At 55.6% G+C, this 24,854-nt stretch carries 24 protein-coding genes; 11 read left to right on the plus strand and 13 right to left on the minus strand.

Features of this window, described 5'->3' with window-relative positions; all coding sequences use genetic code 11:
* Positions 1 to 17 precede the first annotated feature (17 nt).
* From mrdA to lipA, 7 genes are all read left to right on the plus strand, one after another.
* Positions 18 to 1,922, plus strand: coding sequence for a peptidoglycan DD-transpeptidase MrdA (gene mrdA, locus HFD94_RS01830; RefSeq protein ID WP_010258971.1), 1,905 nt, complete (start codon positions 18 to 20; stop codon positions 1,920 to 1,922).
* An 8-nt stretch (positions 1,923 to 1,930) separates the two neighbouring features.
* Positions 1,931 to 3,043, plus strand: coding sequence for a peptidoglycan glycosyltransferase MrdB (gene mrdB / locus HFD94_RS01835; protein ID WP_167432749.1), 1,113 nt, complete (start codon positions 1,931 to 1,933; stop codon positions 3,041 to 3,043).
* Positions 3,044 to 3,053: 10 nt separating this feature from the next.
* The gene (gene rlpA, locus HFD94_RS01840; protein WP_010671273.1) at positions 3,054 to 4,151 is read left to right on the plus strand and encodes an endolytic peptidoglycan transglycosylase RlpA; all 1,098 of its coding nucleotides are present in this window, start codon (positions 3,054 to 3,056) and stop codon (positions 4,149 to 4,151) included.
* 131 nt (positions 4,152 to 4,282) lie between these two features.
* On the plus strand, positions 4,283 to 5,494 hold the full coding sequence (gene dacA / locus HFD94_RS01845) for a D-alanyl-D-alanine carboxypeptidase DacA (protein ID WP_010258977.1): 1,212 nt from the start codon (positions 4,283 to 4,285) through the stop codon (positions 5,492 to 5,494).
* A gap of 100 nt (positions 5,495 to 5,594) precedes the next feature.
* A complete protein-coding gene (ybeD, locus tag HFD94_RS01850) occupies positions 5,595 to 5,858 on the plus strand; it encodes a DUF493 family protein YbeD (protein ID WP_003854030.1) in 264 nt (87 codons plus the stop codon).
* 80 nt (positions 5,859 to 5,938) lie between these two features.
* Positions 5,939 to 6,598 carry a lipoyl(octanoyl) transferase LipB gene (lipB, locus tag HFD94_RS01855; protein WP_122889106.1) on the plus strand — a complete coding sequence of 220 codons (660 nt, stop codon included), beginning with the start codon at positions 5,939 to 5,941 and terminating at the stop codon, positions 6,596 to 6,598.
* Positions 6,599 to 6,767: 169 nt separating this feature from the next.
* A complete protein-coding gene (lipA, locus tag HFD94_RS01860; RefSeq protein WP_010258979.1) occupies positions 6,768 to 7,733 on the plus strand; it encodes a lipoyl synthase in 966 nt (321 codons plus the stop codon).
* A gap of 112 nt (positions 7,734 to 7,845) precedes the next feature.
* Here the strand turns inward: lipA and tatE are convergent, their stop codons facing one another.
* The 6 genes from tatE to HFD94_RS01890 all read right to left on the minus strand — a co-directional run bounded on the left by tatE (position 7,846) and on the right by HFD94_RS01890 (position 12,516).
* Positions 7,846 to 8,049: a twin-arginine translocase subunit TatE gene (tatE, locus tag HFD94_RS01865; RefSeq protein ID WP_010671272.1), complete on the minus strand. Its 204-nt coding sequence runs from the start codon at positions 8,047 to 8,049 to the stop codon at positions 7,846 to 7,848.
* Positions 8,050 to 8,141: 92 nt separating this feature from the next.
* Entirely contained in the window at positions 8,142 to 8,912 is a 771-nt protein-coding gene (locus HFD94_RS01870) for an amino acid ABC transporter ATP-binding protein (protein WP_010258981.1), read from the minus strand.
* On the minus strand, positions 8,909 to 9,853 hold the full coding sequence (locus HFD94_RS01875; RefSeq protein ID WP_122459065.1) for an amino acid ABC transporter permease: 945 nt from the start codon (positions 9,851 to 9,853) through the stop codon (positions 8,909 to 8,911). Before HFD94_RS01875 ends, HFD94_RS01870 begins: the two co-directional genes overlap by 4 nt.
* Complete coding sequence (locus tag HFD94_RS01880) at positions 9,850 to 10,737, minus strand: ABC transporter substrate-binding protein (RefSeq protein ID WP_122889107.1); 888 nt, start codon at positions 10,735 to 10,737, stop codon at positions 9,850 to 9,852. Before HFD94_RS01880 ends, HFD94_RS01875 begins: the two co-directional genes overlap by 4 nt.
* 22 nt (positions 10,738 to 10,759) lie before the next feature.
* Positions 10,760 to 11,548: a deaminated glutathione amidase gene (locus HFD94_RS01885; RefSeq protein ID WP_064689942.1), complete on the minus strand. Its 789-nt coding sequence runs from the start codon at positions 11,546 to 11,548 to the stop codon at positions 10,760 to 10,762.
* The gene (locus HFD94_RS01890; RefSeq protein WP_022626059.1) at positions 11,548 to 12,516 is read right to left on the minus strand and encodes an ABC transporter substrate-binding protein; all 969 of its coding nucleotides are present in this window, start codon (positions 12,514 to 12,516) and stop codon (positions 11,548 to 11,550) included. Before HFD94_RS01890 ends, HFD94_RS01885 begins: the two co-directional genes overlap by 1 nt.
* A 120-nt stretch (positions 12,517 to 12,636) precedes the next feature.
* On the opposite strand from HFD94_RS01890, the gene HFD94_RS01895 reads away from it, so the two are divergent.
* Entirely contained in the window at positions 12,637 to 13,992 is a 1,356-nt protein-coding gene (locus HFD94_RS01895) for a PLP-dependent aminotransferase family protein (RefSeq protein WP_060679642.1), read from the plus strand.
* Here the strand turns inward: HFD94_RS01895 and HFD94_RS01900 are convergent.
* A complete protein-coding gene (locus tag HFD94_RS01900) occupies positions 13,970 to 14,401 on the minus strand; it encodes a GNAT family N-acetyltransferase (RefSeq protein WP_010258992.1) in 432 nt (143 codons plus the stop codon). The genes HFD94_RS01895 and HFD94_RS01900 overlap by 23 nt on opposite strands.
* Positions 14,402 to 14,627: 226 nt before the next feature.
* Positions 14,628 to 14,837: a transcription antiterminator/RNA stability regulator CspE gene (gene cspE / locus HFD94_RS01905; protein ID WP_006118399.1), complete on the minus strand. Its 210-nt coding sequence runs from the start codon at positions 14,835 to 14,837 to the stop codon at positions 14,628 to 14,630.
* 1,297 nt (positions 14,838 to 16,134) lie between these two features.
* Between cspE and HFD94_RS01910 the strand changes: the two genes are divergently transcribed.
* The gene (locus HFD94_RS01910; RefSeq protein WP_010258994.1) at positions 16,135 to 16,380 is read left to right on the plus strand and encodes a hypothetical protein; all 246 of its coding nucleotides are present in this window, start codon (positions 16,135 to 16,137) and stop codon (positions 16,378 to 16,380) included.
* 190 nt (positions 16,381 to 16,570) lie between these two features.
* Here the strand turns inward: HFD94_RS01910 and gntT are convergent, their stop codons facing one another.
* Entirely contained in the window at positions 16,571 to 17,887 is a 1,317-nt protein-coding gene (gntT, locus tag HFD94_RS01915; protein WP_010258995.1) for a gluconate transporter, read from the minus strand.
* Between the two features lie 291 nt (positions 17,888 to 18,178).
* Between gntT and HFD94_RS01920 the strand changes: the two genes are divergently transcribed.
* A complete protein-coding gene (locus tag HFD94_RS01920) occupies positions 18,179 to 19,327 on the plus strand; it encodes an iron-containing alcohol dehydrogenase (protein WP_122889175.1) in 1,149 nt (382 codons plus the stop codon).
* Between the two features lie 165 nt (positions 19,328 to 19,492).
* Here HFD94_RS01920 and HFD94_RS01925 read toward each other — a convergent pair whose 3' ends face one another.
* The 4 genes from HFD94_RS01925 to HFD94_RS01940 form a co-directional block, all read right to left on the minus strand.
* Complete coding sequence (locus HFD94_RS01925) at positions 19,493 to 20,329, minus strand: Cof-type HAD-IIB family hydrolase (RefSeq protein WP_033756869.1); 837 nt, start codon at positions 20,327 to 20,329, stop codon at positions 19,493 to 19,495.
* A 102-nt stretch (positions 20,330 to 20,431) separates the two neighbouring features.
* Positions 20,432 to 20,896, minus strand: a complete 465-nt coding sequence (locus tag HFD94_RS01930; RefSeq protein WP_122889108.1) for an RcnB family protein — start codon at positions 20,894 to 20,896, stop codon at positions 20,432 to 20,434.
* A gap of 278 nt (positions 20,897 to 21,174) precedes the next feature.
* Entirely contained in the window at positions 21,175 to 22,272 is a 1,098-nt protein-coding gene (locus HFD94_RS01935; RefSeq protein WP_033756865.1) for an ABC transporter substrate-binding protein, read from the minus strand.
* 241 nt (positions 22,273 to 22,513) lie between these two features.
* Positions 22,514 to 23,800, minus strand: a complete 1,287-nt coding sequence (locus HFD94_RS01940; protein ID WP_122889110.1) for an HAAAP family serine/threonine permease — start codon at positions 23,798 to 23,800, stop codon at positions 22,514 to 22,516.
* Positions 23,801 to 24,164: 364 nt separating this feature from the next.
* On the opposite strand from HFD94_RS01940, the gene HFD94_RS01945 reads away from it, so the two are divergent.
* Positions 24,165 to 24,755, plus strand: a complete 591-nt coding sequence (locus HFD94_RS01945; RefSeq protein WP_033771112.1) for a hypothetical protein — start codon at positions 24,165 to 24,167, stop codon at positions 24,753 to 24,755.
* The last annotated feature ends 99 nt before the right edge of the window (positions 24,756 to 24,854 follow it).

The raw sequence follows: 24,854 nt of genomic DNA on the forward strand, positions 1-24,854 counted from the left end.
GACATGACAAGTAGCGGATGAAATTACAAAGCAACGCCTTTCGCGATTACAGCGCCGAACAGAAACTCTTTGTCCGTCGGGCCTTTATCGCCTTCGTCGGTATCTTACTGCTCTCTTCAGTACTGGTGGTTAACCTTTACCACCTGCAGATCCTTCGCTTTGATGATTACAGCACCCGCTCCAACCAGAACCGTATCAAACTGGTGCCTGTGGCCCCCAGCCGCGGCATAATTTACGATCGTACCGGCACGCCGCTGGCGCTGAACCGCACCATCTATCAGGCAGAACTGGTCCCGGAAAAAGTTGATAATCTGCAACAGACCCTGGAAAACTTACGCCCGATTCTTGAGCTGACTGACGACGACCTCGAAAACTTCCAGAAAGAGCGTAAACGCTCGCGTCGGTTCACCTCTATCCCGGTTAAAACTGGTCTGAATGACGTGCAGGTCGCGCGCTTTGCGGTCAATCAGTACCGATTCCCCGGCGTGGAAGTTAAAGGTTACCAGCGCCGCTACTACCCTTACGGTGCCACGCTGACGCATGTGGTCGGCTACGTCTCAAAAATCAACGATCGTGACGTTGCACGCCTCGACAAAGAGGGCATATGGCCTAACTACGCCGCGACGCACGACATCGGTAAGCTGGGCATTGAAGCCTATTACGAAAATTTGCTGCACGGCAAAACCGGCTTTGAAGAGGTTGAGGTCAACAACCGTGGCCGGGTCATTCGCCAGCTGCATGAGGAGTCCCCTCAGGCAGGCCGTGATATCTATCTGACTATCGATCTCAAACTGCAGCAATATGTCGAGACCCTGCTGGCGGGCAGTCGCGCGGCCGTCGTGGTCAGCGATCCGCGCACCGGCGAAATCCTCGCCATGGTCTCAACGCCAAGCTATGACGCCAACATGTTTGTCGACGGTATTTCCAGTAAGGATTACCGCGGCCTGCTGGAAGATGAAAACCGTCCGCTCTATAACCGTGCGATTCAGGCTGCCTATCCACCGGCTTCGACGGTTAAACCTTATGTGGCGGTCTCTGCCCTGAGTGCTGGCGTGATTAACCGTAATACCAGCCTGTTTGATCCCGGCTGGTGGCAACTTCCTGGTTCAGAAAAACGCTTCCGCGACTGGAAAAAATGGGGCCACGGACGTCTGAACGTCACCAAAGCGCTGGAAGAGTCTGCCGATACCTTCTTCTATCAGGTTGCCTATGACATGGGTATCGACCGGCTGTCGGAGTGGATGAATAAATTTGGTTACGGCAGCCGTACCGGCATCGATTTACCGCAGGAGAGCGCCGGTAACATGCCGACCCGTGACTGGAAACAGAGACGCTTTAAAAAGCCGTGGTATCAGGGCGATACCATTCCGGTGGGGATCGGACAGGGTTACTGGACCGCCACGCCGTTGCAGATGAACAAAGCGATGATGATTCTGATCAACGACGGCGTCGTCAAGGTGCCGCATATGCTGCGCGCCACCCGCGAAGGCCGTACCCTGGTACCTTATCGCCAGCCGCCTGAAGCCCCGATTGGTGATATCCATTCCGGCTACTGGGAAATTGCCAAAGATGGCATGTATGGCGTGGCGAACCGGCCCAACGGCACCGCGCACAAGAGCTTCGCCGATGCGCCCTATAAAATCGCCGCCAAGTCCGGTACGGCTCAGGTCTTTGGCCTGAAAGAGAACGAAACCTATAACGCCCATAAAATTGCTGAACGATTACGCGACCATAAATTAATGACCGCGTTTGCCCCTTATGACAAACCTCGGGTCGCCGTGACCATTATCCTGGAAAATGGTGGCGCCGGTCCGGCTGTCGGCACCGTCATGCGCCAGATTCTGGATCACATTATGTTGGGTGATAACAATACAGTCCTGCCGGACGCCGCTCCTGTGCCGCCCGGTTATGAAGGTGAATAAACATGTCGATGCAAGATAGTCCGCAGAAACGTTCGATCTGGATGCGCATCCACATCGATCCGCTGTTTATGCTGATCATTCTCGGCCTGCTGACCTACAGCGCTGTGGTGATCTGGAGCGCCAGTGGTCAGGACCCCGGCATGATGGAGCGTAAACTCGGTCAGATCGCGATGGGGCTGGTCATCATGATTGTGCTGGCGCAGGTACCGCCGCGCGTCTATGAAGGCTGGGCGCCCTATCTCTATATTGTCTGCGTCATTCTGCTGATGGCGGTAGATGCCTTTGGGCAGATCAGTAAAGGCGCTCAACGCTGGCTCGATCTCGGCTTTGTGCGTTTTCAGCCCTCTGAGATTGCCAAGATAGCAGTGCCTTTGATGGTGGCGCGCTTTATCAATCGCGATGTCTGTCCGCCGACGCTGAAAAATACCGGCATTGCGCTGATTCTGATCTTCCTGCCCACCCTGCTGGTGGCGGCACAGCCCGATCTCGGCACCTCGATTCTGATTGCCGCCTCCGGCTTGTTTGTGCTGTTCCTCTCGGGTATGAGCTGGAAACTGATTGGCGTAGCCGTGTTGCTGGTCGCCGCCTTTATCCCGATTTTGTGGTTTTTCCTGATGCATGATTATCAGCGTGACCGCGTGATGATGCTGCTCGACCCGGAAACGGACCCGCTGGGTGCGGGCTATCACATTATCCAGTCGAAAATTGCTATTGGCTCGGGAGGCCTGCGCGGTAAAGGCTGGCTGCAGGGCACCCAGTCTCAGCTGGAGTTTTTGCCGGAACGTCATACCGACTTTATCTTTGCGGTTCTGGCCGAAGAGTTAGGCCTGGTTGGCGTGCTGCTGCTGCTGGCCCTTTATCTGCTGCTGATCATGCGGGGATTGGTGGTGGCAGCCCGGGCGCAGACCACCTTTGGCCGGGTAATGGCGGGCGGTTTAATGCTGATTTTATTCGTTTATGTTTTCGTTAACATTGGCATGGTTAGTGGTATCTTACCGGTAGTTGGCGTGCCGCTGCCGCTGGTCAGTTATGGCGGCTCCGCGCTTATCGTGCTTATGGCGGGATTTGGCATTGTGATGTCGATCCACACTCACCGAAAAATGTTATCTAAAAGTGTCTAAGAGGCTGCAGATGCGTAAGGAATGGCTTGGCGTTGCACTGGCATCACTGGTTCTGGCGGCCTGTACCACGCCGGAACCCCAAAATACGGCGCCGCCGCAACCGGCTTACAATGGACCGGTGGTGGAGATTCCAGGCGTTGAGCCACGTTATGAGCCGATCAATCCAGGCACCAGCCAGGATTACAGCGTGAACGGCAAAAATTATCGCGTCATCAAAGATCCGTCGAACTACAGTGAAGTCGGCCTGGCCACCTGGTACGGCGAAGAGGCGCAGGGCAACCGCACCGCTACCGGCGAAGCCTACGATCCTGATGCACTGACCGCGGCCCACCCTACTCTGCCGCTGCCGAGCTATGTGCGCGTGACCAATATCGCGAATGGCCGTCAGATTGTGGTGCGCGTTAACGATCGCGGCCCTTACACGCCAGGACGCATTATCGACCTGTCGCGGGCTGCCGGTGACCGCCTGAATATCTCCAACAATTCGCGCGTGCGGGTTGATTACATCAAGGTCGCCCCAGACGGTTCGCTCTCTGGCCCCGGCACCATCGGGACCGTCGTGGCAAAACAGAGCTACTCTCTGCCTGCCCGTCCGGACCTGAGTGGTGGCGCGGTGATGAACGGCGGCAGCGCAGCACCCTCAGAGCCGCCTGCGCAAAATGTTGAGGCCATCAGCAACAGTACGCTGCAAAGCGGTGACAACATGGGCGCGCCGGTGCAGAGCAGCGGCTTTCTTGGTGCACCCCAGCCATTAGCAACCGGCGTACTGGAAGGTAATGAACCGCCAGCCGCCGCACCCGCCAGTTCCGCACCGGCAGTTAGCAATGCTGCTCCCGCAGCAGCCAGCGCCGCGCCTGCAGCCAGCAGTGGTGGTGCCGACGGATATGTAGTGCAGGTCGGTGCGCTGAATGACCCGGCGCGTGCCCAGCAGATGATGAAAAGCCTGAGCCAGCGTTATGGCGTGCCCGGTAAGGTAGAAGACGCGGGCAACAATGTGTATCGCGTTCAGCTCGGCGGTTACGCCTCCCGCGCCGAAGCGGCAGCGCTGCAACAGCGTCTGAGCAGTGAAGGCCAGGCCGCCTCATTTATTACTAACACGCGTCGCTGAACCGTTTATCAGACAGCTGCACGTTACGTCTGCTAACAACCCAATCATCACGTCCGGTGCCAGTTAATCTGGCATTGGGTATGATGAGTGACATTTTCAACCTCAAACTCACGGATGTTGTAGTCCTACACATGAACACGCTGAAATCATCTCGTTTGCTGAAACGCCTGACAGTGGGATCACTGATCGCTTTCTCTCTCAGCCATGCTGCTATTGCTGATGACGTCAATCTCAAGACCATGATTCCGGGCGTGCCGGACATTGATGCCGAAGCGTACGTCCTTATCGACTACAACTCAGGCAAAGTGCTGGCAGAGAAAAATGCCGATGCACGCCGCGATCCTGCCAGTCTGACCAAGATGATGACCAGCTATGTCATTGGTCAGGCCGTTAAAGCGGGTAAAATTCATCAGGACGATATGGTCACCGTCGGCCCGGATGCCTGGGCGACCGGCAACCCGGTGTTCAAAGGCTCCTCGCTGATGTTCCTGAAGCCAGGCGACCGCGTGCCGGTCTCTCAGCTGACCCGTGGGATTGTGCTGCAGTCCGGTAACGATGCCTGTGTTGCGATGGCTGACTATGTCGCTGGCAGCCAGGATGCGTTCGTTAATCTGATGAACAACTACGTCAAAGCGATTGGCCTGCAGAATACCCACTTCCAGACCGTTCATGGTCTGGACGCGGAAGGTCAGTACAGCTCCGCGCGCGATATGGCGTTGATCGGTCAGGCGCTGATCCGTGACGTGCCGGAAGAGTATGCTGTCTATAAAGAGAAAGAGTTCACCTTCAATAATATCCGTCAGATGAACCGTAACGGTCTGCTGTGGGATACCAACCTGAATGTGGACGGCATCAAAACCGGTCATACCAACTCAGCCGGTTACAACCTGGTGGCGTCTGCGACTGAAGGCCAGATGCGCCTGATTTCTGCTGTGATGGGCGGTCATACCTACAAAGGCCGTGAAACTGAGAGTAAGAAACTGCTGACCTGGGGCTTCCGTTTCTTTGAAACCGTGGCGCCACTGAAAGCGGGCAAAGAGTTCGCCTCTGAGCCAGTCTGGTTCGGCGATAACGACCGTGTGCAGCTGGGCGTGGAAAAAGATGCTTACCTGACCATCCCACGTGGCCGCATGAAAGATCTGAAAGCCAGCTATGTGCTGACCAACACGGAACTGCATGCACCACTGAAGAAAAATCAGGTGGTCGGCAGCATCAACTTCCAGCTGGATGGCAAGACTATCGAACAGCGTCCGCTGGTGGTACTGAACGAGATCTCTGAAGGAGGTTTCTTTGGCCGTATCGTTGATTACATCAAGCTGATGTTCCATCACTGGTTCGGTTAAGCGTGGCGGGTGATTGAAAAATCACCCCTTCGCCCCCATTACACGATATTATGTTGCTCCCGCTCAGGCGGGAGCCTGTTTTTTATGCACCGGAGTTAATATGAAAACCAAACTGAATGAGCTGCTCGAATTTCCTACCCCATTTACCTACAAAGTAATGGGTCTGGCACAACCGGAGCTGGTTGATCAAGTGGTTGAAGTGGTGCAACGCCATGCGCCAGGCGACTACAGCCCTGAAGTTAAGCCGAGCAGCAAAGGCAACTATCACTCCGTCAACATCACTATCACCGCCACCCACATCGAGCAGGTAGAACGCCTGTACGAAGAGCTGGGCAACATCGAAATTGTGCGGATGGTACTGTAATTTACGGGTCGGCAAGGCGCCTCTGCCTGACGGTTTGCCGACGTTATCCTCAGCGTTATTTCCTTTAGCGGGCTATCGTTTTGTCAGTTGAAACTCTTCTTGTCCGCCAGTCAGGTCTGCGCGACTGGCAATCTGTCTCCGACGCCATGCATCACTATACCGACCAGCGCAACGACCAGAGTCGTGATGAAATCTGGCTGGTTGAACATCCTCCGGTCTTTACTCAGGGTCAGGCGGGCAAAGCAGAGCATCTGCTGATGCCAGGCGAGATCCCGGTGGTGCAGAGTGACCGTGGGGGTCAGGTCACCTATCACGGGCCAGGACAGCAGGTGATGTACGTCCTGATCGATGTAAAACGCCGTAAGCTCGGCGTACGCCAGCTGGTGACCATTCTGGAAGAGACGGTTATCGCCACCCTGGCAGAGTTTGGCGTCAGCGCCCGCGCCCGTGCTGATGCACCTGGCGTCTACGTCGGGGAAGAGAAGATCTGCTCACTGGGATTACGCATCCGTAAAGGCTGCTCGTTTCACGGTCTGGCGCTGAATGTTGCTATGGATTTGTCGCCCTTCCTGCGCATCAATCCCTGTGGTTACGCCGGCATGAGCATGACCCAGTTGAAAAAATTCCAGCCAGAGGTGACGACGGAGCAGGTACACTCTCCGCTGGTCAGCGCGTTTGCGCGGCTGTCAGGTTATGAAAATGTTGAATGGATTTCAGGGGATCTCCCTGTTAAACCTTAACGCAGAATGCGAATTTACAAATATGTAACTTATCCGCGCTGACTGTGGCTGCTTCGCAGGCGATGTGATGATATAATTTTTGCACTTTTTTCAAATAAAGTTGAAAGCAGCCTTCCCGGTTTGAGTGGGAACGCTTTCAAATCGCAATCCGACCGGAACCTGCTGATTTATGAGTAAACCAATTCAGATGGAACGCGGCGTCAAATATCGTGACGCAGACAAAATGGCGCTGATCCCGGTGAAAACCGTGGCTGTTGAACGGCAGGAGATGTTGCGTAAGCCGGAATGGATGAAAATCAAGCTGCCAGCTGACTCCAGTCGTATTCAGGGCATTAAAGCCGCGATGCGTAAAAACGGGCTGCACTCAGTCTGTGAAGAGGCATCCTGCCCTAACCTCGCCGAATGCTTCAACCACGGCACCGCCACCTTTATGATCCTTGGCGCAATCTGTACCCGTCGTTGTCCGTTCTGCGATGTGGCACATGGCCGCCCCAATGCCCCTGACGCTAACGAACCCGCTAAACTGGCGCAGACGATTGCCGATATGGGCCTGCGCTACGTGGTGATCACCTCGGTTGACCGCGATGATTTGCGTGATGGTGGCGCACAGCACTTTGCCGACTGCATCAGCGCGATTCGCGAAAAAAATCCGACGATCAAAATCGAAACGCTGGTGCCGGACTTCCGTGGCCGTATGGATCGCGCGCTGGAGATTCTTACCGCGACGCCACCGGATGTGTTTAACCACAATCTGGAAAATGTACCGCGCGTCTACCGCCAGGTGCGTCCGGGCGCGAACTACGAGTGGTCACTGAAGCTGCTTGAACGTTTCAAAGAGGCGCATCCTCACATCCCGACAAAATCGGGTCTGATGGTGGGCCTGGGCGAAACCAATGCCGAAATCGTTGAAGTGATGCGCGATCTGCGTCGCCATGGTGTCACCATGCTGACGCTGGGCCAGTATCTGCAGCCGAGCCGCCACCACCTGCCGGTTCAGCGCTACGTCAGCCCGGCTGAGTTCGATGAAATGAAAGAAGAAGCGATGGCAATGGGCTTTACCCATGCCGCGTGCGGTCCGTTTGTCCGTTCTTCCTATCACGCGGATATGCAGGCCAAAGGCGAAGAAGTGAAATAAGCACGCTTTTGCTTCAGGAAGCCCGAAAAACAAAAAACCAGACTGGAAACAGTCTGGTTTTTTTATCTGTGCCTGAAATAAAAAGTAACAGTTATTTGCAGCAAATAACCGATTAATCTTTATGAACGACGCGTTCTGCCGGCACGTCTTCAGCCGCAGTTCGGGTTGCGCTGGTATCTTCATCTTTCATGGCTTTTTTAAAGCCCTTGATTGCGGAGCCCAGATCGCCACCCAGTGAGCGCAACTTGTTGGTACCAAAAAGCAGTACGATAAGCGCACCGATAATCAGCAGCTTGGCAATACTGATACCTTCCATATTTAACCTTTCAACTTTATCGAATCACGGTGACTGATATTTACGCGCAGTTTGCCTGCGGCGACAACTGGAATCTGTAACAGAGTAAGATCTCAGATGAAGCGACTCAGGAACGCCTGGGTGCGCGGATGCTGTGGATTCGCGATCACCTCTTCAGGCGTGCCCTGCTCCACCACCACACCCCCATCCATAAAGACCACGCGATCGGCGGCTTCCCGCGCAAAGCTAATCTCATGAGTCACCACAATCATCGTTAATCCCTGGTCGGCCAGGGTGCGCATGGTCGCCAGCACTTCGCCCACCAGTTCCGGATCGAGCGCGGAGGTCGGTTCATCAAACAGCATCAGCTGCGGCTTAATCGCCAGCGCCCGCGCAATCGCCACACGCTGTTGCTGTCCGCCCGAGAGGTGACGTGGCCAGGCGTCCGCTTTATCGCTTAACCCCACCGTCGCCAGCAGCGATCGGGCATGGGCCATCGCCTCCTGACGCGGGAATTTATGCACGCCGATGGGCGCTTCAGTGATGTTCTGCAGCACGGTCATATGGGGGTAGAGATTGAACTGCTGAAACACCATGCCAATTTTCTGGCGCTGACGGGCGATCTGGCGTGGCGACAACCGGTGCAGCACATGCCCTTTAAGTACATACCCGATCTGCTCATCGCCGACCCGAATCGATCCGGCGTTCATCTCTTCAAGATGATTGATGCAGCGCAGAAACGTGGATTTACCGGAACCAGACGGCCCGAGGATCACCACTACTTCACCGGGCCAGACATCCAGATCGATCCCTTTCAGAACCTGATTGTCGCCGTAATTCTTCTGCACGTTGCGGGCGCAGACCAGGGGTTCACGCTGACTCATTGCTCCTCCTGCTGGGGTTGCACGTTAGCCGCGATGGTGGCGCGTCTGGGGGCGCTGGCCACCCGACGAGTGCCACGCGCGTAGTAACGCTCGATGGCGGACTGGCCCAGATTGAGGATCGAGGTGATCAGCAGATACCAGATCACCGCCACCATCAGCATCGGGATGATCTCGAAGGTACGGTTGTAGATCGCCTGCACCGAATAGAGCAGATCGCCCATTGCGATTACGCTGACCAGCGACGTCGCCTTGATCATGCTGATCAACTGGTTGCCGGTGGGCGGAATAATCGATCGCATCGCCTGCGGAATGATGATGCGCCGCAGCGCCCGTGAACGACTCATGCCAAAGGCCTGGGTAGTCTCTACCTGACCGTTATCCACCGACAGCAGACCGGCGCGAATAATTTCCGCCATATAGGCCGCTTCATTCAGCGCCAGCCCGGCAATAGCGGCCGTCAGCGGGGTTATCAGATCGTTGGTATTCCAGCTAGCCAGCGTGATATCGGTCCACGGCAGCGTCAGCGACAGCGCCGGAAACAGCGTAGAAAGGTTGTACCAGAAGATCAGCTGTACCAGCAGCGGCGTGCCACGAAAGAACCAGATATAGAGTCCGGCAACGCCGCGCAGCAACCGGTTCTCAGAGAGCCGCCAGACGCCCAGCAGCAGACCGAGCAGCGTGCCGAGTACCATCGACACCACTGTCAGCCCCAGGGTGACCTGCAACCCTTTGAGCACGGATCCTTCGGTAAACCACTTAAGCACCACCTGCCATTCAAAGTTAGGGTTGGTCGCCACCAGCCACAACAGATTGGTGCCGATCACCAGCACTAAAATCCAGCTGATCCAGCGTCCGTAAGTGGGCGCGCTGCGAGCGAACGCCACGTCGCGCAGCTGTGCCTCGCCTCTGTCACCGCTGTGGAGATGGCGCGGCGGGCTCATTTGCTGGCCTCTTTCGCCAGATTCAGTCCGGGTGCTGTGGTCATGTTGCCCTCAAGCTGCCACTTTTTCATGATGGCCGCATACGTCCCGTTCTGATACAGCTCTTTGTAGGCATCCAGCACCACCTGACCCAGCGGCGAGCCTTTCGGCACCACCGTGCCCTGGAAAATGTCGCCAAAGCCGTTTTTCTGCCCTTTGCCCGCCAGCTCAAGTTGCCCCTTCGCCTGATTAACAAAGTAAGTCAGCGGCGCCTGTGATGAGAAGAACGCATCGGAGCGTTTAGAACGTACCGCCAGAATTGATGAAGGCTGATCGGTCAAAGCCTGCACTGTCACGGCCGGCTTCCCGTCGGCCACACACCGGGCTGACTGCTTACGGATAACCTGTTCCGCAGAGCCAGCGGCCATGACGGCAATGCGCTTGCCGCAGGTGTCGTCCAGCTGATTGATTCTGGCCGGATTGCCCTTTTGCACGCCAAATACCACAAACTCCTGCACAAAATCGATGAAATCCACTTTCTGCTGACGGTCCGGATAATCACCAATCGGCCCAATCGCCAGCTGATAACGACCCGCATTGATGCCGGTGAGTACGCCCGATAAACCACTCACCGTCGCATGCTCGATCTTCACACCCAGCAGTTGTGCCAGCGCAGTCGTTAATTCGGCCGAAGCGCCCTCCATTGAGTGCGGGCCATTCACAATTTCATAGGGCGGAAATGAGCCGTTATTCACTGAAATCATTTTGCCCGATTTTTTGATCTCATCCGGCAGCCTGTCATGCAGCGCCTGGTCAACTTTTTGCACCGGAATAGCGTCGGCAGCCTGCGCCAGGGATGCAGTCAGCCCCAGCGCCACGATTAAGGCGGTTGCTCTCTTCGTCATAATGGATTCCTGGTTCAGCGGATCAGTTGAGTTCGGGACGGGCAAAGCGCCGGTTTTCCAGTACCGGTAGCACCCGGCGGGCATAGGCGACGCGCTCAGGATCGAGATCGGCAAACAGCAGCGCCGGTGATTCCGCCGCATTTGCCACCGCCACGCCCAGCGGATCGACCACCAGACTGTTGCCGATATTGCGCGGGCCGCACTCCCCCACCGCCACCATATAGCAGGTGTTCTCCAGCGCGCGGGCGCGGGTCAGCAGTTCCCAGTGCATCTCTTTCAGCGGACCTTTAACCCAGGCGGCAGGCAGCACCAGCACCTCTGCACCATCCAGCACCAGCCGACGCGCCAGCTCCGGGAAGCGCACGTCATAGCAGGTCATTAATCCGACTTTCATACCCGCGACCTCAATCAGCGGCGGAATGACGTGGCCGGGATTCACCCGCTGCGACTCCTGCATCGCAAAGGCATCGTACAGATGCAGCTTTTCATAGGCGGCGATGATCTCACCGTTGCGGATCGCTACCAGCACGTTGAGCGCTTTCTGCTCCCCGGTGGGAACGTGAATGCTCATCATGGTGGTCAGCGCAGTCTGCTTGCTGGCGGCCAGCAGCTGGCTCAGAAAAGGGCCATCCAGCGGCTGCGCCGCCTTCAGCACTAAATCGGGGTCGGCTATATCACGTGCCAGTACCCCTTCCGGCAGTACCAGCAGATCGGCGCCACCTTCTGTCGCCCGCTGCATTAAGTCCAGACAGATACGGGCGTTCTCCTGCCATTCGCGGCTCACCGCAAATTGTCCCAGTGCTACTTTCATCATTTCTCTTCTCCCGCAGCGGCCGGAAACATTGCTTCCGGCGTCAGTACCTGGTGAGTCAGCCCTTGCTCATAGAGCTCGCGACCAAAGTCCGCAATCATCTTTCTGTTAACGCTAAAACCATTCTGATTCCAGTCAGCGGGCAATTCCTGCGCAGTGCGTCGCAAATCGTCCAGCAGCCACGGCGTGGTGTCGGCATATTTCTCTCTTTTCTGCATCCACAGCCGGTAAGAGCGATCGATGACCTCACTTAACGCCGCAGGCAGCCACGGATGCTCCGCCGCCAGTGCCGGTTTCAGCGCCAGAATGTGGATGCCTGGCACATAGCCGACACGATTAAAGTAGTCCCGTTCCGCCTGATAAAAATCGGTCTGTAGCTGCCGTAATCCTGAACCCGGCAGGAAAAAGCCCTCCGGCATAAATGGCGTGAAGATGGCATCCAGCTCACCCGCCTGCAGCATCTCTATCAGCGGTCGTTCGTCAGGCGCGGGTTCAATGCGGCCCGGGCGGCCAAATCCCGCCAGCCGATCGACAATCGGATGATCGGCAGTAAGACGACCGGCATACCAGAACACATCATCGATTTCGACGCCTGCTTCACGCAGCACCGTGCGTGTCCAGGTATTGCCCGAATCCTGCCAGCCGGTGACGCCGATTCTCTTACCTTTCAGCTGCGCAGGCGTGGTGATGGGGCTGCTGCTGCTGGTGATAATGCAGCGCTGGCGGAAGCCGCGCATCAGGAAGTGTGGCAGGCCAAGCAGTGTTTCGTCTCCTCTGGCCCGGCCCTGAGCATAGCGGCTGAAGGAGACTTCGCCCGCGTCATAGTCGGGGCTGGTCGCCAGATCATTCACAAGTGTGCCGACGCGGTCGATCTGCAGTTCAAAACCTTCTGGTCTGATATCGCCCAGCGCCAGCGGGGTGAAGTAGTCCCAGTCGCGTACCGCCAGTCTGATGAGTAGCCTTGCCATGATCTCTCCGTTTACGCTGCACCGTCGGGACGGGGCATAAAATAGTGCTTGAATTTGATACTAGATCCGGAATACTTACCTGAACAATCATTAATTTGTTACTGAACAAAGTATTTTCTTATGACAGAGAGCGTCGACCTCAACTGGTTTTGCAGCCAGATAAAATCGCCTTCAGTGAAAGGCATTGCACAGGCAGCCTCCGCGCTGATTCGTGACGGACAGATCGCGACAGGTATGCAGATGCCTGCGGTGCGGGAGATAGCGGAGCAGCTGGGTGTCAGCCCGGCAACCGTTTCTGCTGCCTGGGCGCAACTAAGAAAGCAGAAAGTGCTGGCGGGCAAGGGGCGCAGTGGTGTCTGGGTCAGTAGTAATACGGTGATGCCGCGTCCGATTCGCTTTGAGAAGATCGGCAACTACGGTGATAACATCCGCGCCGATCTGACCCTCGCCGCGCCCGACCCCGCCCTGCTGCCTGACCTGCAGCGTGCGCTGCAGGCGGCCCTGCACTCACCGCAGCTCAACAGCTACACCCGTGAGGCGATTTCCGCGCCGCTGCTTCAGGCGATCGCGCCGCGCTGGCCCTATGCTGCAGAGGCGTTTCTGGCGACAGATGGCGGTTTTGACGCGATGAATCTGCTGGTGCAAACCCTGGTCTCGCCGGGAGACCGCGTGATTATTGAAGATCCGACCGCGACCCGGCTGCTCGATATACTGGATAACGTCGGCGCAGAGATTCTGCCGCTGGCGTGTGATGATCAAGGCCCGCTGCCAGAGGTTCTTTCTCTTCTGCTGGAGCAGGCACCGGTAATGTTGATCTATCAGCCCCGCACCCACTCGGCCACCGGGAACAGCATCAGCCCGGCGCGACGTCAGGCAATGGCGCAGGTTCTGCAACAGAGCAACACACTGATCGTTGAGGATGATGGTATTGGCGATCTCTCCGCGGAGGCGAGCTGGAGCCTGGGTTCAATCTTTCCTGAGCGCACGCTGCACATCCGTTCGTTTTCCAAAGCCTATGGACCGGATCTGCGACTGGCAGTGCTCTCTGCCACCTCGGAGATGGTCAGGCGCATTCAGTCATGGCGAAATTTTGGCGTCAGCTGGACCAGCCGCATTCTGCAGGATGCGGTGGCGTGGCTGCTGGAGGATGAGGAAACGCAACGGCAGATCGCCACCGCACGCGCGACCTACCGGCAACGGCGTGAAGCGTTGCTCGCGGCGCTGGCACAGCGTGGGCTTGATCTGCCGCTTCGCGACGGATTAAGCCTCTATATTCCGGTGACTTCAGAGCAGTTTGCCATGATCACGCTGGCTGCCCGCGGTATTGCGGTCGTGCCAGGCGAGCGCTGTCGGCTCGGCCCAACCCAATTTATTCGCGTCAGTATCGCCAGCCTCAGGGATGAACAGCGGGAGATGATTGCCGGGGCGCTGGTCATCGCCAGCGGACGGGAATTTAACTCGCTTGCAGATCTTTGATGAGATAACAGGGGGATTCAACATAGCCTTCACGGGCGTAGAACTGGTTCGCCTTGAGACGTGACTGATGGCAATGGACTTCCATGCGATCGCAGCCACGACGAGCCGCCAGCATTTCTGCATGCTGAATCAGCTGCTGGCCGACGCCTTTACTGCGCTCACCTTCTGCAATGCAGAAATAGCTGATGCGGGCGAAATCACCGGCCAGCGCCAGCTGAGGAATAAAATGTAAGGAGAGAAACCCCAGCACCTGACTGCCATGTTCAGCCACCAACAGCGCTTCACTGGGATCGCTGCATAACTGCGCCAGGCGCTGTTCAATAAAGCTTTCAGTGCCGCCGTAGCCTAACTCGCTCAGTAATGCACTCAACGCAAAACTGTCTTTCAACTCTGCCTGACGTATGTTCATCCTGCCTCCTCACTCACCGGGTTCTGTCGCACAGTTATATAGCGTCGCAAGCCAAAAAGCTGCATCTCGGGTTGTTATAAATATGTTACGGTTATTTAGTGTGAACCGCCGCGCAGTTTGTGCGCCAACACGCCGAGAGTGAGAGTACGACAGGGGGGATGAAGCGCAGATTACAGCCATAAAAAAACCCGCCATAAGGCGGGTTTTTAGAATTCTGACTGTTAACTTACAGACTGATAACGTTAGCAGCAGATGGGCCTTTAGCGCCGTCGGTGATTTCAAACTCTACGCGCTGACCTTCAGCCAGAGTTTTGAAGCCGTTGCTCTGGATTGCAGAGAAATGTACGAATACATCTTTGCTGCCATCTTCAGGAGTAATGAAACCGAATCCTTTAGATTCATTAAACCACTTAACGTTACCTTTGATCTTAGACATCTATATTACCTTTACATGAAAAATGGACACTAAACTGTGTCGGGGTCTAGTACAGCAATTGCTGAGGGATTTGTCCAGCATGATTTGATGAAAAAGTGATAAATATCGACATTCTGTACATCCATCACACTTTCCTGCTTTTCGACTTGCGAAACATCGCTCAACGCGTATCAGGCGCAGAGCGGGTATCGGTCGCTAACCTGCTGGAAACGAAACCCTTTTTAATTTTAAGCGGTTACGTTACTGACGTTAAAAAGAAAAATCTGATTAAGATATATTCCTGTTCTTAATGACGTTTACGCCGCTAAAAGGTCAATTTTTTTCTATCATCCGGACGGTAAGTCCCATGACCTTAAACCCGTTTTTCTGCTTTTTCAGGCCTGCGTCCTGCCAGTGGCTATTTATTGTACGATAAATCTTAAATTCACTGGCGCAGATCCCGCTCCCTCGCCAAAAAAAATGAGTCGGCTGTGCCATTATCATCAGTCATGGCAGGCTATTCGCGGATATTTTAGCCAACAACTAATAAACACTGATCTGGATCAATGAAATGCTTTTTAGTGGCCGAATGCGCATTTGGCAACAAACAATCAAAAGCATAAGAAACTACTTTTCTTATCGCAGTGCGAAATAATATTGCCGCGCAATAGATAAAGTCCGCTTAACCTGTCAGGCACAGGCATCCGTTAATGCTGAGTAAAAGGAGGGTGAGACACAGGATGGTGATGAAGATACGTTGCGGTCAATGTGGAAGCGCCCGATTCGTTTTTACTGATTACCGCGAGGGCCAGCGAAACTTTCATGGTGCCTGCTGCGCATACTGTAAGAAACCTCTGGGCTCACAGGATCTGCTGCCCAATACGCCGATGGATCCCATTACAGACGCTCTGTTGGCCAGCCAGAAAACACAGCGGGCACCTGATTAGGTGCCCGCTGTTGCTGAAGCGTTAACAGATATCAGAAAATCAGTTTGAACACCCCTGTCAGGGTCAGTAAGCCAACGATAAAAATGATCGCAATAATCCACAGAATAATTTTCATTTCCTTTCCCCTCACCAATTAAACACTTTTCCTGTAAGCATTATAGACAGGAAAATGCGCCCTGCCGCTTCACTTAAGGCTCAACTGGTCATAAGTTCATCAACCCTGAGCTTTATTTAAATTCTGAGATAACGATCGCAACACCACTTTTTAACGGCTCTCTTTCTTCGTTTTACAGAACACTCCTGGCTAAAATTTAGGCGGCAAGGCAGGCCTCAAGAGTGATGAGATTGAAAATGAGTCGCGAGGAGATCTTATGAGCACGATTAATACCAGCATGGGCCGCTACAGCCTCAAGGCAAAAAACAGCGGTAACCACATCAAAGGGACTTTCGCCATCAACGATGAAGGCGGCACGCAGCTCTCTCTGCAGGAGTTTGACGAGCACTACCTTGATGATGTGGTGAATAACGTTATCTACCCCGTTACCGGTGGCAACCGTGACATTGCACACGCGCTGCGGGAACAGATGGTGAAAGCCGGTTTTGAACCGCCTCATTAACGTGGCAGATTCAGACTGAATCTTCTCTGTCAGGCCGCACCTTGCGGCCTTTTTTATGCTGTCTGTCCCGCACATCCCGGTTTAACCGGCAACAGGGGCAGCAAGCGCGACGGGATGTTCAAAGCTCAAAGAGGCAGCGGGAGAGACGCGAAAGCAGAGAGCCGCTGGCAGGCTTGCCAGCGGCCAGAGGTTAAATCGCCCAGGAGAGCAGCAGGCAACCCACCAGACCACAGACCGAAATAATGGTTTCCAGCGCCGACCAGGAGCGGATGGTTTCGCCAATCGTCAGGTTGAAATACTCTTTGAACAGCCAGAAGCCCGGGTCATTAACGTGCGAGAAGATCACGCTACCGGACCCTACGGCGATGACCATCAGTTCCGGGCTGGCGCCGCTGGTAACAATCAGCGGTGCCACAATTCCCCCGGCGGTAATGGCCGCTACCGTGGCAGAACCCAGAGCAATACGCAGCACCGCGGCAATCGACCAGGCCATAAAGATTGGCGACAGCTGAGTAGAATGCATCATGCTGGCAATGTATTTATCCACGCCGCTATCCACCAGCACCTGTTTGAAGGCACCACCACCGCCGATGATCAACAACATCATGGCGATGATTTTGATCGAGTCGGTCAGGGTATCCATGACCTGTTCCATCGTGCGGCCGCGATTCAGTCCAAAGGTGAAGATTGCAATCAGCACCGCAATCAGTGTCGCCATCACCGGGTCGCCAAAGAACTCCGCATAGGGCAGCAGCACATGGCCTTTAGGCAGCAGCATCTCTGCCACCGCACGCAGCGCCATCAGCACCACAGGTACCAGTGCCGTCCAGACGCTGACGCCAAACCCCGGCATTTCCGCCTCGGTAAAGGTTTTCGGGTTATAGAGACCCTCAGGAATCGGTTTGTCGATGCCTTTCAGGAAGCGGGCGTAGACCGGACCCGCCAGAATCACCGTAGGAATACCCAACAGCGTACCAAACAGCAGCGTTTTACCCATGTCAGCGTTAAACAGCGTCGCGATTGCGGTCGGGCCAGGATGCGGCGGAAGAAAGCCGTGCGTCACGGACAGGGCAGCTGCCATCGGCACCCCGACATAGAGCAGCGGCACACGTGCCGATGCCGCAACGCTGAACACCAGCGGCAGCATCAGTACAAAGCCGACTTCATAGAACAGCGCAAATCCGACGATAAAACCGGTCAGCACCAGCGCCCACTGAATATGCTTAGTGCCGAATTTTTCAATCAGGGTGGTGGCAATACGCTGCGCACCGCCGCAGTCGGCCAGCAATTTACCGAGCATGGCACCAAAGCCCATGATCAGCGCCAGGCTGCCCAGTGTGCCACCCACGCCCGCTTTGATTGAGGTAATCACTTTATTAACCGGCATGCCCTGCATCACACCGACCGCCAGCGCCACCAGGATCAGCGCGATAAATCCATTAAGCTTAAAGCGAATCATCAGCAGCAGCAGTAACGCGACGCCAATCGCCACATAGAGTAATGGCATAGCTTTTCTCCACCTTGTGCACTGAACATCATTCAGTGTCGGTTTATTATCATGATCCCCTGAGGGCTACAAAACAGTGCGCTGTAAGATGTTTACACATCCCGACAAACGCTGTTACCGATAACATGTTAAGGGTAACATCAGCAGGAAAGCACCACCCCGCCGGGGGTGAATTTCTGTTTTGCGAAGGTGATCAACTTTTTGCCAATGCGTTATCAGAAAGTTTGCCAGTCCCGGCGCCTTGCTTTTCGTTACACTCAGATTTTAGCGAAATGTAAAAAGGATGCGCTGGTGAGTGAGAACCTGAGTGAGCTGTACAGTAATCAACGAACCCTCTTTGGCCGGGGCAGCCTGGATAAACTGGTACCGCTGCTGGCCGCCCGGTCACAGCCTACCCTGCTGTTTTGTGGACAATCTTTTCTGCAAGGCCCCGCATATGCCCGGCTAAAAGCCGGACTCAACGATCATATTATTGGCTATGAAATTGTCAGCCATGAAGCCTCACCCGCCGAGATTGATGGCTGGGTTGCGCGCTGGCGCGGTCATGTCGATCGGGTCGTCGCGATTGGCGGCGGGAGCGTACTGGATGCGGCGAAAGCATTTAGCGCGATGGTGCAACATCCGTTGCCAACCGCCCGCTATCTGGAAAAAGTGGGTGACACCGCGGTTCAGCCCATCACGTTGCCGCTGATTGCTATTCCGACCACCGCCGGTACCGGCAGTGAAGTGACGCAAAATGCGGTAGTGACTGACCAGCGTGACATTCAGATAAAAGCGTCACTGCGCCACCCGGTCTTTGTGCCGGAGGTGGCAATTCTCGATGCCGATCTGCTGAAAGGTGCGCCTGACCGGGTGCTGGCAACCTGCGGTATTGATGCGTTTACCCACCTGTTCGAAGCGTATCTCTCCGGCAAAGGCAACCTCTTTACCCGCCAGATGGCGCTGACCGGCCTGCGTCAGTTTGTTCAGGCCTGGCCTGCACTTAATCGTGAGGATGCTGCTGGCGACGCGGCACGGGAAGCGATGATGATGGCGTCGTGGCTGGGCGGTGTCAGTCTCAGCAGTGCGGGTCTGGGGGTGATCCACGGTATTGCAGGGGAACTGGGCGCGATAAAGCCGTTCCATCACGGTGAAGTGTGCGGACGTCTGCTGTTTCCGTTCCTGGATCTGTTGTCCGACAGCGAACAGCCACTGCAGCGTAAGCTGATGGCGGAACTGCACCCGCAGCTGTTCAGCGAAACCACGGACTCACCGGCGCAGTTTCTGAAACAGTGGCTGCAGCAGCAGGCGATCACCCCATTCTGGCAGGATGGCCCTTCACTGAGCCGCGCCGAGGTGGAGTGGATTCTGGCGCAAGCCAACAGCAAAAATTCGCTGGTGAATTACAGCCGCGAACAGATGCAGATGATGATCGCGCAGGCCTGGGAAATCACGGCGTGATCAGGAGCCGCGTTGCCCGCATTCGCTGACCAGGCACAACCGGGCCTGCCAGCTTCGCCCGGCTTTGCTGCTCCTCAGCGCTATCCTGTTGCACCCGCTCTCTGAGCCAGGCGGCTGGCTGAATCACGGCGCTAACCGCCCTGGCTTAATCGCAGCGCCAGACGGCTAAGCCTGCGTGGCGCTAAAAGGCCCCTCACCTGCCAGCATCTGCTCAATCACCTGCAGCACGCCCTGCTCGTTGTTAGAAGGTGCGGCATAGCGTGCCGCCTGTTTCACCCGCTGTGGCGCGTTGTCCATGGCAAAACTGAAGCCAGACTGTCTGAGCATCTCCAGATCGTTACCGCCATCACCAAAGGCCAGCACCTGGTCGTGCGCGATCCCCCAGCGTTGTGCCAGCAGATCCAGACCGTGCGCTTTATGATTCCCCGGCACGATCAAATCCACCGAGCCGTGACCGCTTGAGGTCGCTGCCACACGCCCCTGATGCAGACGTTCAATATCCGCCATCAGTGGCTCGATATAGTCATCAGAGAGATTCAGCGCGAACTTAAACAGCCGGTCATGCTGCACCTCATCCAGATGATGAATCGGCTTCAGCCGGTGACAGTAATGGCGCATCTTCTTCAGCCAGTTCTCTTCCATGCCGTCGAAGTACCAGGCGCTCTCCCGGCCACACAGCAGGTAACGCAGACCCGGATAGTCGCCGTTTTGCAGGGTATCGATCACCGCGTCAACATCGCGGCGTTCAAAGGCACCGCAAAACAGTTCCTCATCACGATCGATAATCCATGCGCCGTTTTCGGCCACAAAGGCGATATCGCTGGCGATCTCCGGGAAGAAGGATTTGAGCTGGTAATACTGATTGCCGCTGGCCACCACAAATTTGATGTCACGGGCGGTGAGTTGCTGATAGCAGTCGAGAAAGCGGGATCGATTGTACTGCTTGTTATCGTCCAGAAAGGTGCCATCCATATCTACCGCAACCATCTTAACCGTCGTCATCATGACTCCTTACACAGGGAATTTTCAGCGTGGAGTGTCAGGATAGCCGCTGGCGCAGCAAAACGGAAAGAAAGAGGGATGGCCGCAGCCATCCCCTGGGGATCAGTTCAGGGCGCTGTTCAGCACCAGCGCAGTAATTACCCCGGTTGCAGCAGCAATCAACACATAGTTGCCGTCGATGTTTGCCCATTGATAACCGCGCGGTGGTTCACGCAGACCGCGCTCATGCCAGTCGGCTACGCGATAATGGTCGCCGCGGTACGCCTGCGGGACAGGATGCCCGCGACGGAAGTCGTGTCCCTGCCAGGCGAAATGGTCGCGATCATTACGTGCCTCTCTGCCCCGACCGTTGTTGTCCTGATCCGGGCGATGATTGACGCTGTCATGACGGTTGTTGCCACGCTCCTGATTCTGGTCAGAACCGCGATTGTCAGCACGATGGTCACCGTTCTGATGCGGCACAGGCTTGCGGTGCGCGTCATCACGATCGTCTGCCCGTGAGGCCTGAGAAAAGAGTGTGCTGCATGTTAAAAGTGAAGCGATAAGCGTTAATGTTGTTTTTTTCATGATACTGCCTCCGAAAATAACGGCTGTTCAGGCACCGTTGATCGGCATCATGGCAATAATTGTGGCGGGAGACATCTGTAAAAGTCTTAAAATCCGGTAACTTACACACTATTACGCTTGCTTATCGCTTTCTTAACACAGGACATGCGATGACAACGTTGCTGACGCAATCCAGAGGTTAACCGGGCAACCTGCGCTGTCTGATAATCACGCTCTGGTTGACGGATGATGGCCGATGAAAAGTCAGGATGCTGAAACGCACCCTGACATTTTTGCGGTTATGGCGTGCTGAGGATCACTGGCGCATCCGGTAACCCGGTAAAGTGCGTCACGATGTGGTGGTAATCAGCCGTCGGGTCCAGATCGCGGAACACTTCCGGATAGAGATCTTTTGCCAGAATTTCCATGCCGATAATGTTGTAAGGGTGATTATAAAAATGGTGATAAACGCCATACACCCGCTTCTGTTTCACCGGTTCGATCTGCTCCAGACCGGTGCGGCTCTGCAGGCGGTTAAAGGTGGCGGTCACGTCGGTCTGACTGGCACCGTAACCAAACGGCAGCACGTTACTGTTCGGGCGTTTAGAGCCGGTCATGATATAGACGTCCGGCTTCATGGCGATAATCTTCTCCAGCGACACAAATCCTGAGCTGCCGGGCAGCAGTGCAGAACCGATATTCTTGCCACCGACCGCTTCCACCAGCGCGCCCCAGCCGTTATGACCGTGGGTAAAGCAGCAGTTGTCGCTGTTACCGGCAATCGGTTCAATAAACACGGTTGGCTTGTGGGGCACCTGCGCAATCTTCTGCTGAAGCATCTGCCAGCGCTGCTGGTAAAAATCGGCGTAGGCTTTCGCCTCGGCTTCGCGATTCAGAACGGTGCCCAGCACTTTCACGCTCTTCAGGGTGTTCTCTTTCGGATGAAGTTCAACATCAAGGAACAGCACCGGGATATGGAGATTTTTCAGGGTGGCGAGCACGCCTGACTGCGTCAGGGCCGGTTTGGCGCGCAGTTGCGCAATCATCAGATCGGGCTGCTTCGCCAGCACGCTCTCCAGATTGACCTGCCCCTGATCGTTAAAGCCCATATCAACAATCGATGCCGCCTGCGGCCAGCGCTGCTTCAGCAGGTCCCAGGTCTGGGTATCCTGCTTTTTCGGCAGGTTGTTCCAGGCAACGACACGCTGAAACGGGTTCTGGCGATCCAGTAATGCCAGCGCCATCACGTCACGCCCATCCTGTAAAATCACATGCTGCGGCTCTTTTTGCAGCGTAATTTTCTGACCATCCATATCGGTCACCGTGACCGGATAGGTGGTAGCCGCACAGGCGGTTGACAGTAAAAGTGTGGTGGCAGCAACTATCCCGATTTTCATTTTTCTCCTGTCCTTTTAGGGAATAATAATTATTCGCGTTAACTCTACCATGCTGATAAGTACCAAATGTAACTATTGCTAACCAGATGCGTCTGAGAGGCGGCATTAACAACGCGGCAGCGGGCTTAAATCAGGGAGCGATATCGCTGAATACGTGGAGGTGCACGGAGAGAATGGCGAAGGGCGGGCAGAATGGCAGGCGCATCCCAGGGGGATTGAGATGCGCCTGTTGCGCTAAGTGTTACTTCACCAGCGAATAGAAGATTGCGGAGATGGCAATAAGTCCGATCAGCACGACAAACAGATTGCTGATGTGACCGCTGTACTTCCGCATCGCGGGTACCTTCTGGATAGCGTACATCGGCATCAGGAACAGAATCATCGCAATGACCGGCCCGCCAAGCGTCTCAATCATGCCGAGAATATTGGGATCCAGCGTTGCCACCAGCCAGGTCGTCAGCAGCATAAAGAGTCCGGTCAGGCGATTCAGTCTGGCGGGCGCGATGGTTTTGCCGCGACTGCGCAGCGCCTTATTAACCATGCCGTTAAATCCTTCGCGCGCGCCAAGATAGTGACCGAGAAACGATTTCGTGATCGCCACAATGGCAATCAGCGGTCCCAGCCAGGCGATCATCGGCACCTTAAAATGGTTCGCCAGATAGGAAAGAATGGTGATGTTCTGCGCCTTGGCGGCGTGTAAATCTTCAGGCGACAGGCTCAGCACGCAGCTGAAGACAAAGAACATCACCGTCACCACCATCATCAGGTGCGAGCAGGCCAGAATGCGCGAACACTTTTTCTCTGCGGCATCGCCATACTCTTCCCGCTTTGCCAGCGCGAATGAGGAGATAATCGGCGAGTGATTAAAGGAGAAGACCATCACCGGAATCGCCAGCCACAGCGTCATCCACAGGCTGCTGCCCGCGGGCTGAACGTTCAGGGTCGAAAGCACAGCGCCGTGCCAGTGCGGGATCAGATAGCAGGCCATCAGCATCAGCACCGCCACAAAGGGATAAACCAGCACGCTCATCGCTTTGACAATCATCTTCTCGCCGAAACGCACAATGGTCATCAGTCCGACAATCAGCAGCAGCGACAGCAGCACACGCGGTGGCGGCACCAGGCCGAGCTGATTCACCATCAGGCTCTCAACCGTGTTGGTGATCGCTACGCTGTACATCAGCAGAATCGGGTAGATAGCGAAGAAATAGAGCAGCGTAATCAGCTTGCCCGCACCAACGCCAAAATGCTCCTCGACCACCTCGGTGATATCCCCGGCCGGATTTTTACCGGAGAGAACGAATCGGGTCAGGGCGCGGTGCGCAAAAAAGGTCAGCGGAAACGCCAGTATCGCCATGATGATCAGCGGGATCAGCCCGCCGACGCCAGCATTGATAGGCAGGAACAGCACACCCGCCCCAATCGCCGTGCCGTATAAACCCAGCATCCACATGGTGTCGGTTTTACGCCATCCCGTATCGGCGTCACTCTCAAGCGCGCCCAGCGTGCCAGTTTGCGTGGTTTTCATCAGATCTTCCGTTTTAAAAGCCGCCAGTAACCTGAGCCGTCAGGCAGGCAAATGTCCGCCCCACTCTGCGCCTCAGCTGCAACCGGATCAGTCAATGTGATGCTGACCCGTCCGTGCATAGGTAATCGATTGCGTGCGCCACTTTTTACACTACCTGACGATAAAAGTTCAAGCCGTGCAGATAAACACGCATGGATTGCTGAAAAAATCGTCAGGTTGTGCAAAGTGACTGCGCGGCGATCATGCCATCTTTGTGGCGGTTTTACCGCCCCTAAAAAGGTGATCCCTGTAACGGATCAGCGCAACGGGCTACGCTTAAACAGATTCTGTCGCGATCACGCCGACAGGTGCACTGGAGAAGAGAATGAAAATTGCCTGCCTCGGATGGGGTTCGTTAATCTGGAAAGCTGGCGCATTGCCGGTGGCCAGTCAGTGGCATCATGATGGTCCTGAGCTACCGATTGAGTTTGTGCGCATCGCTGACGGCGGCGAGCTGTCGACCGCGATCTGCCTCAACGCCAGCCCGGTGCCAGTGTACTGGGCCTGGCTGAATACCGCCTCACTTGAGAGCGCCTGCCGCGCATTGCGCCTCCGTGAGGCCATTCCGGACAGCCGTATCGATGGCATCGGGATGATGACGGTGACGGCGACCTCAGCGGGACCACTGGCAGAGTGGGCTAAGACCAAAGGCATAGAAGGTCTGATCTGGACCGGTCTGCCTGCCCGCATGGCGGGTGTCGAAGGCCAGATCCCGACGCTGGACGACGCGCGGCACTATCTGCAGCAACTCACCGGTGAAACGCGTGAGCATGCCTGGCACTACATCGAACAGGTTCCGGCACAAATCGACACGGTTTATCGTCGTGCGTTTGCCGACCTCGCTCTCTGGCAACCCGACACCCGAGCCGTAACGGTCGCCACAACGCAGGTTCAGCCGCCCTGTCAGCCCGGCTGAAACTGACCAGCCTGCTGCACCGCTCTGCTTACTCCTTAAAGGATTACTACACTTCAGGCAGGTTTCGATTTCAGGTTTCCTGAGTCTTTCCCGTGCGTG

It is taken from the genome of Pantoea sp. EKM20T (assembly GCF_011800485.1).
In the GTDB taxonomy this organism is placed as follows: domain Bacteria; phylum Pseudomonadota; class Gammaproteobacteria; order Enterobacterales; family Enterobacteriaceae; genus Pantoea; species Pantoea agglomerans.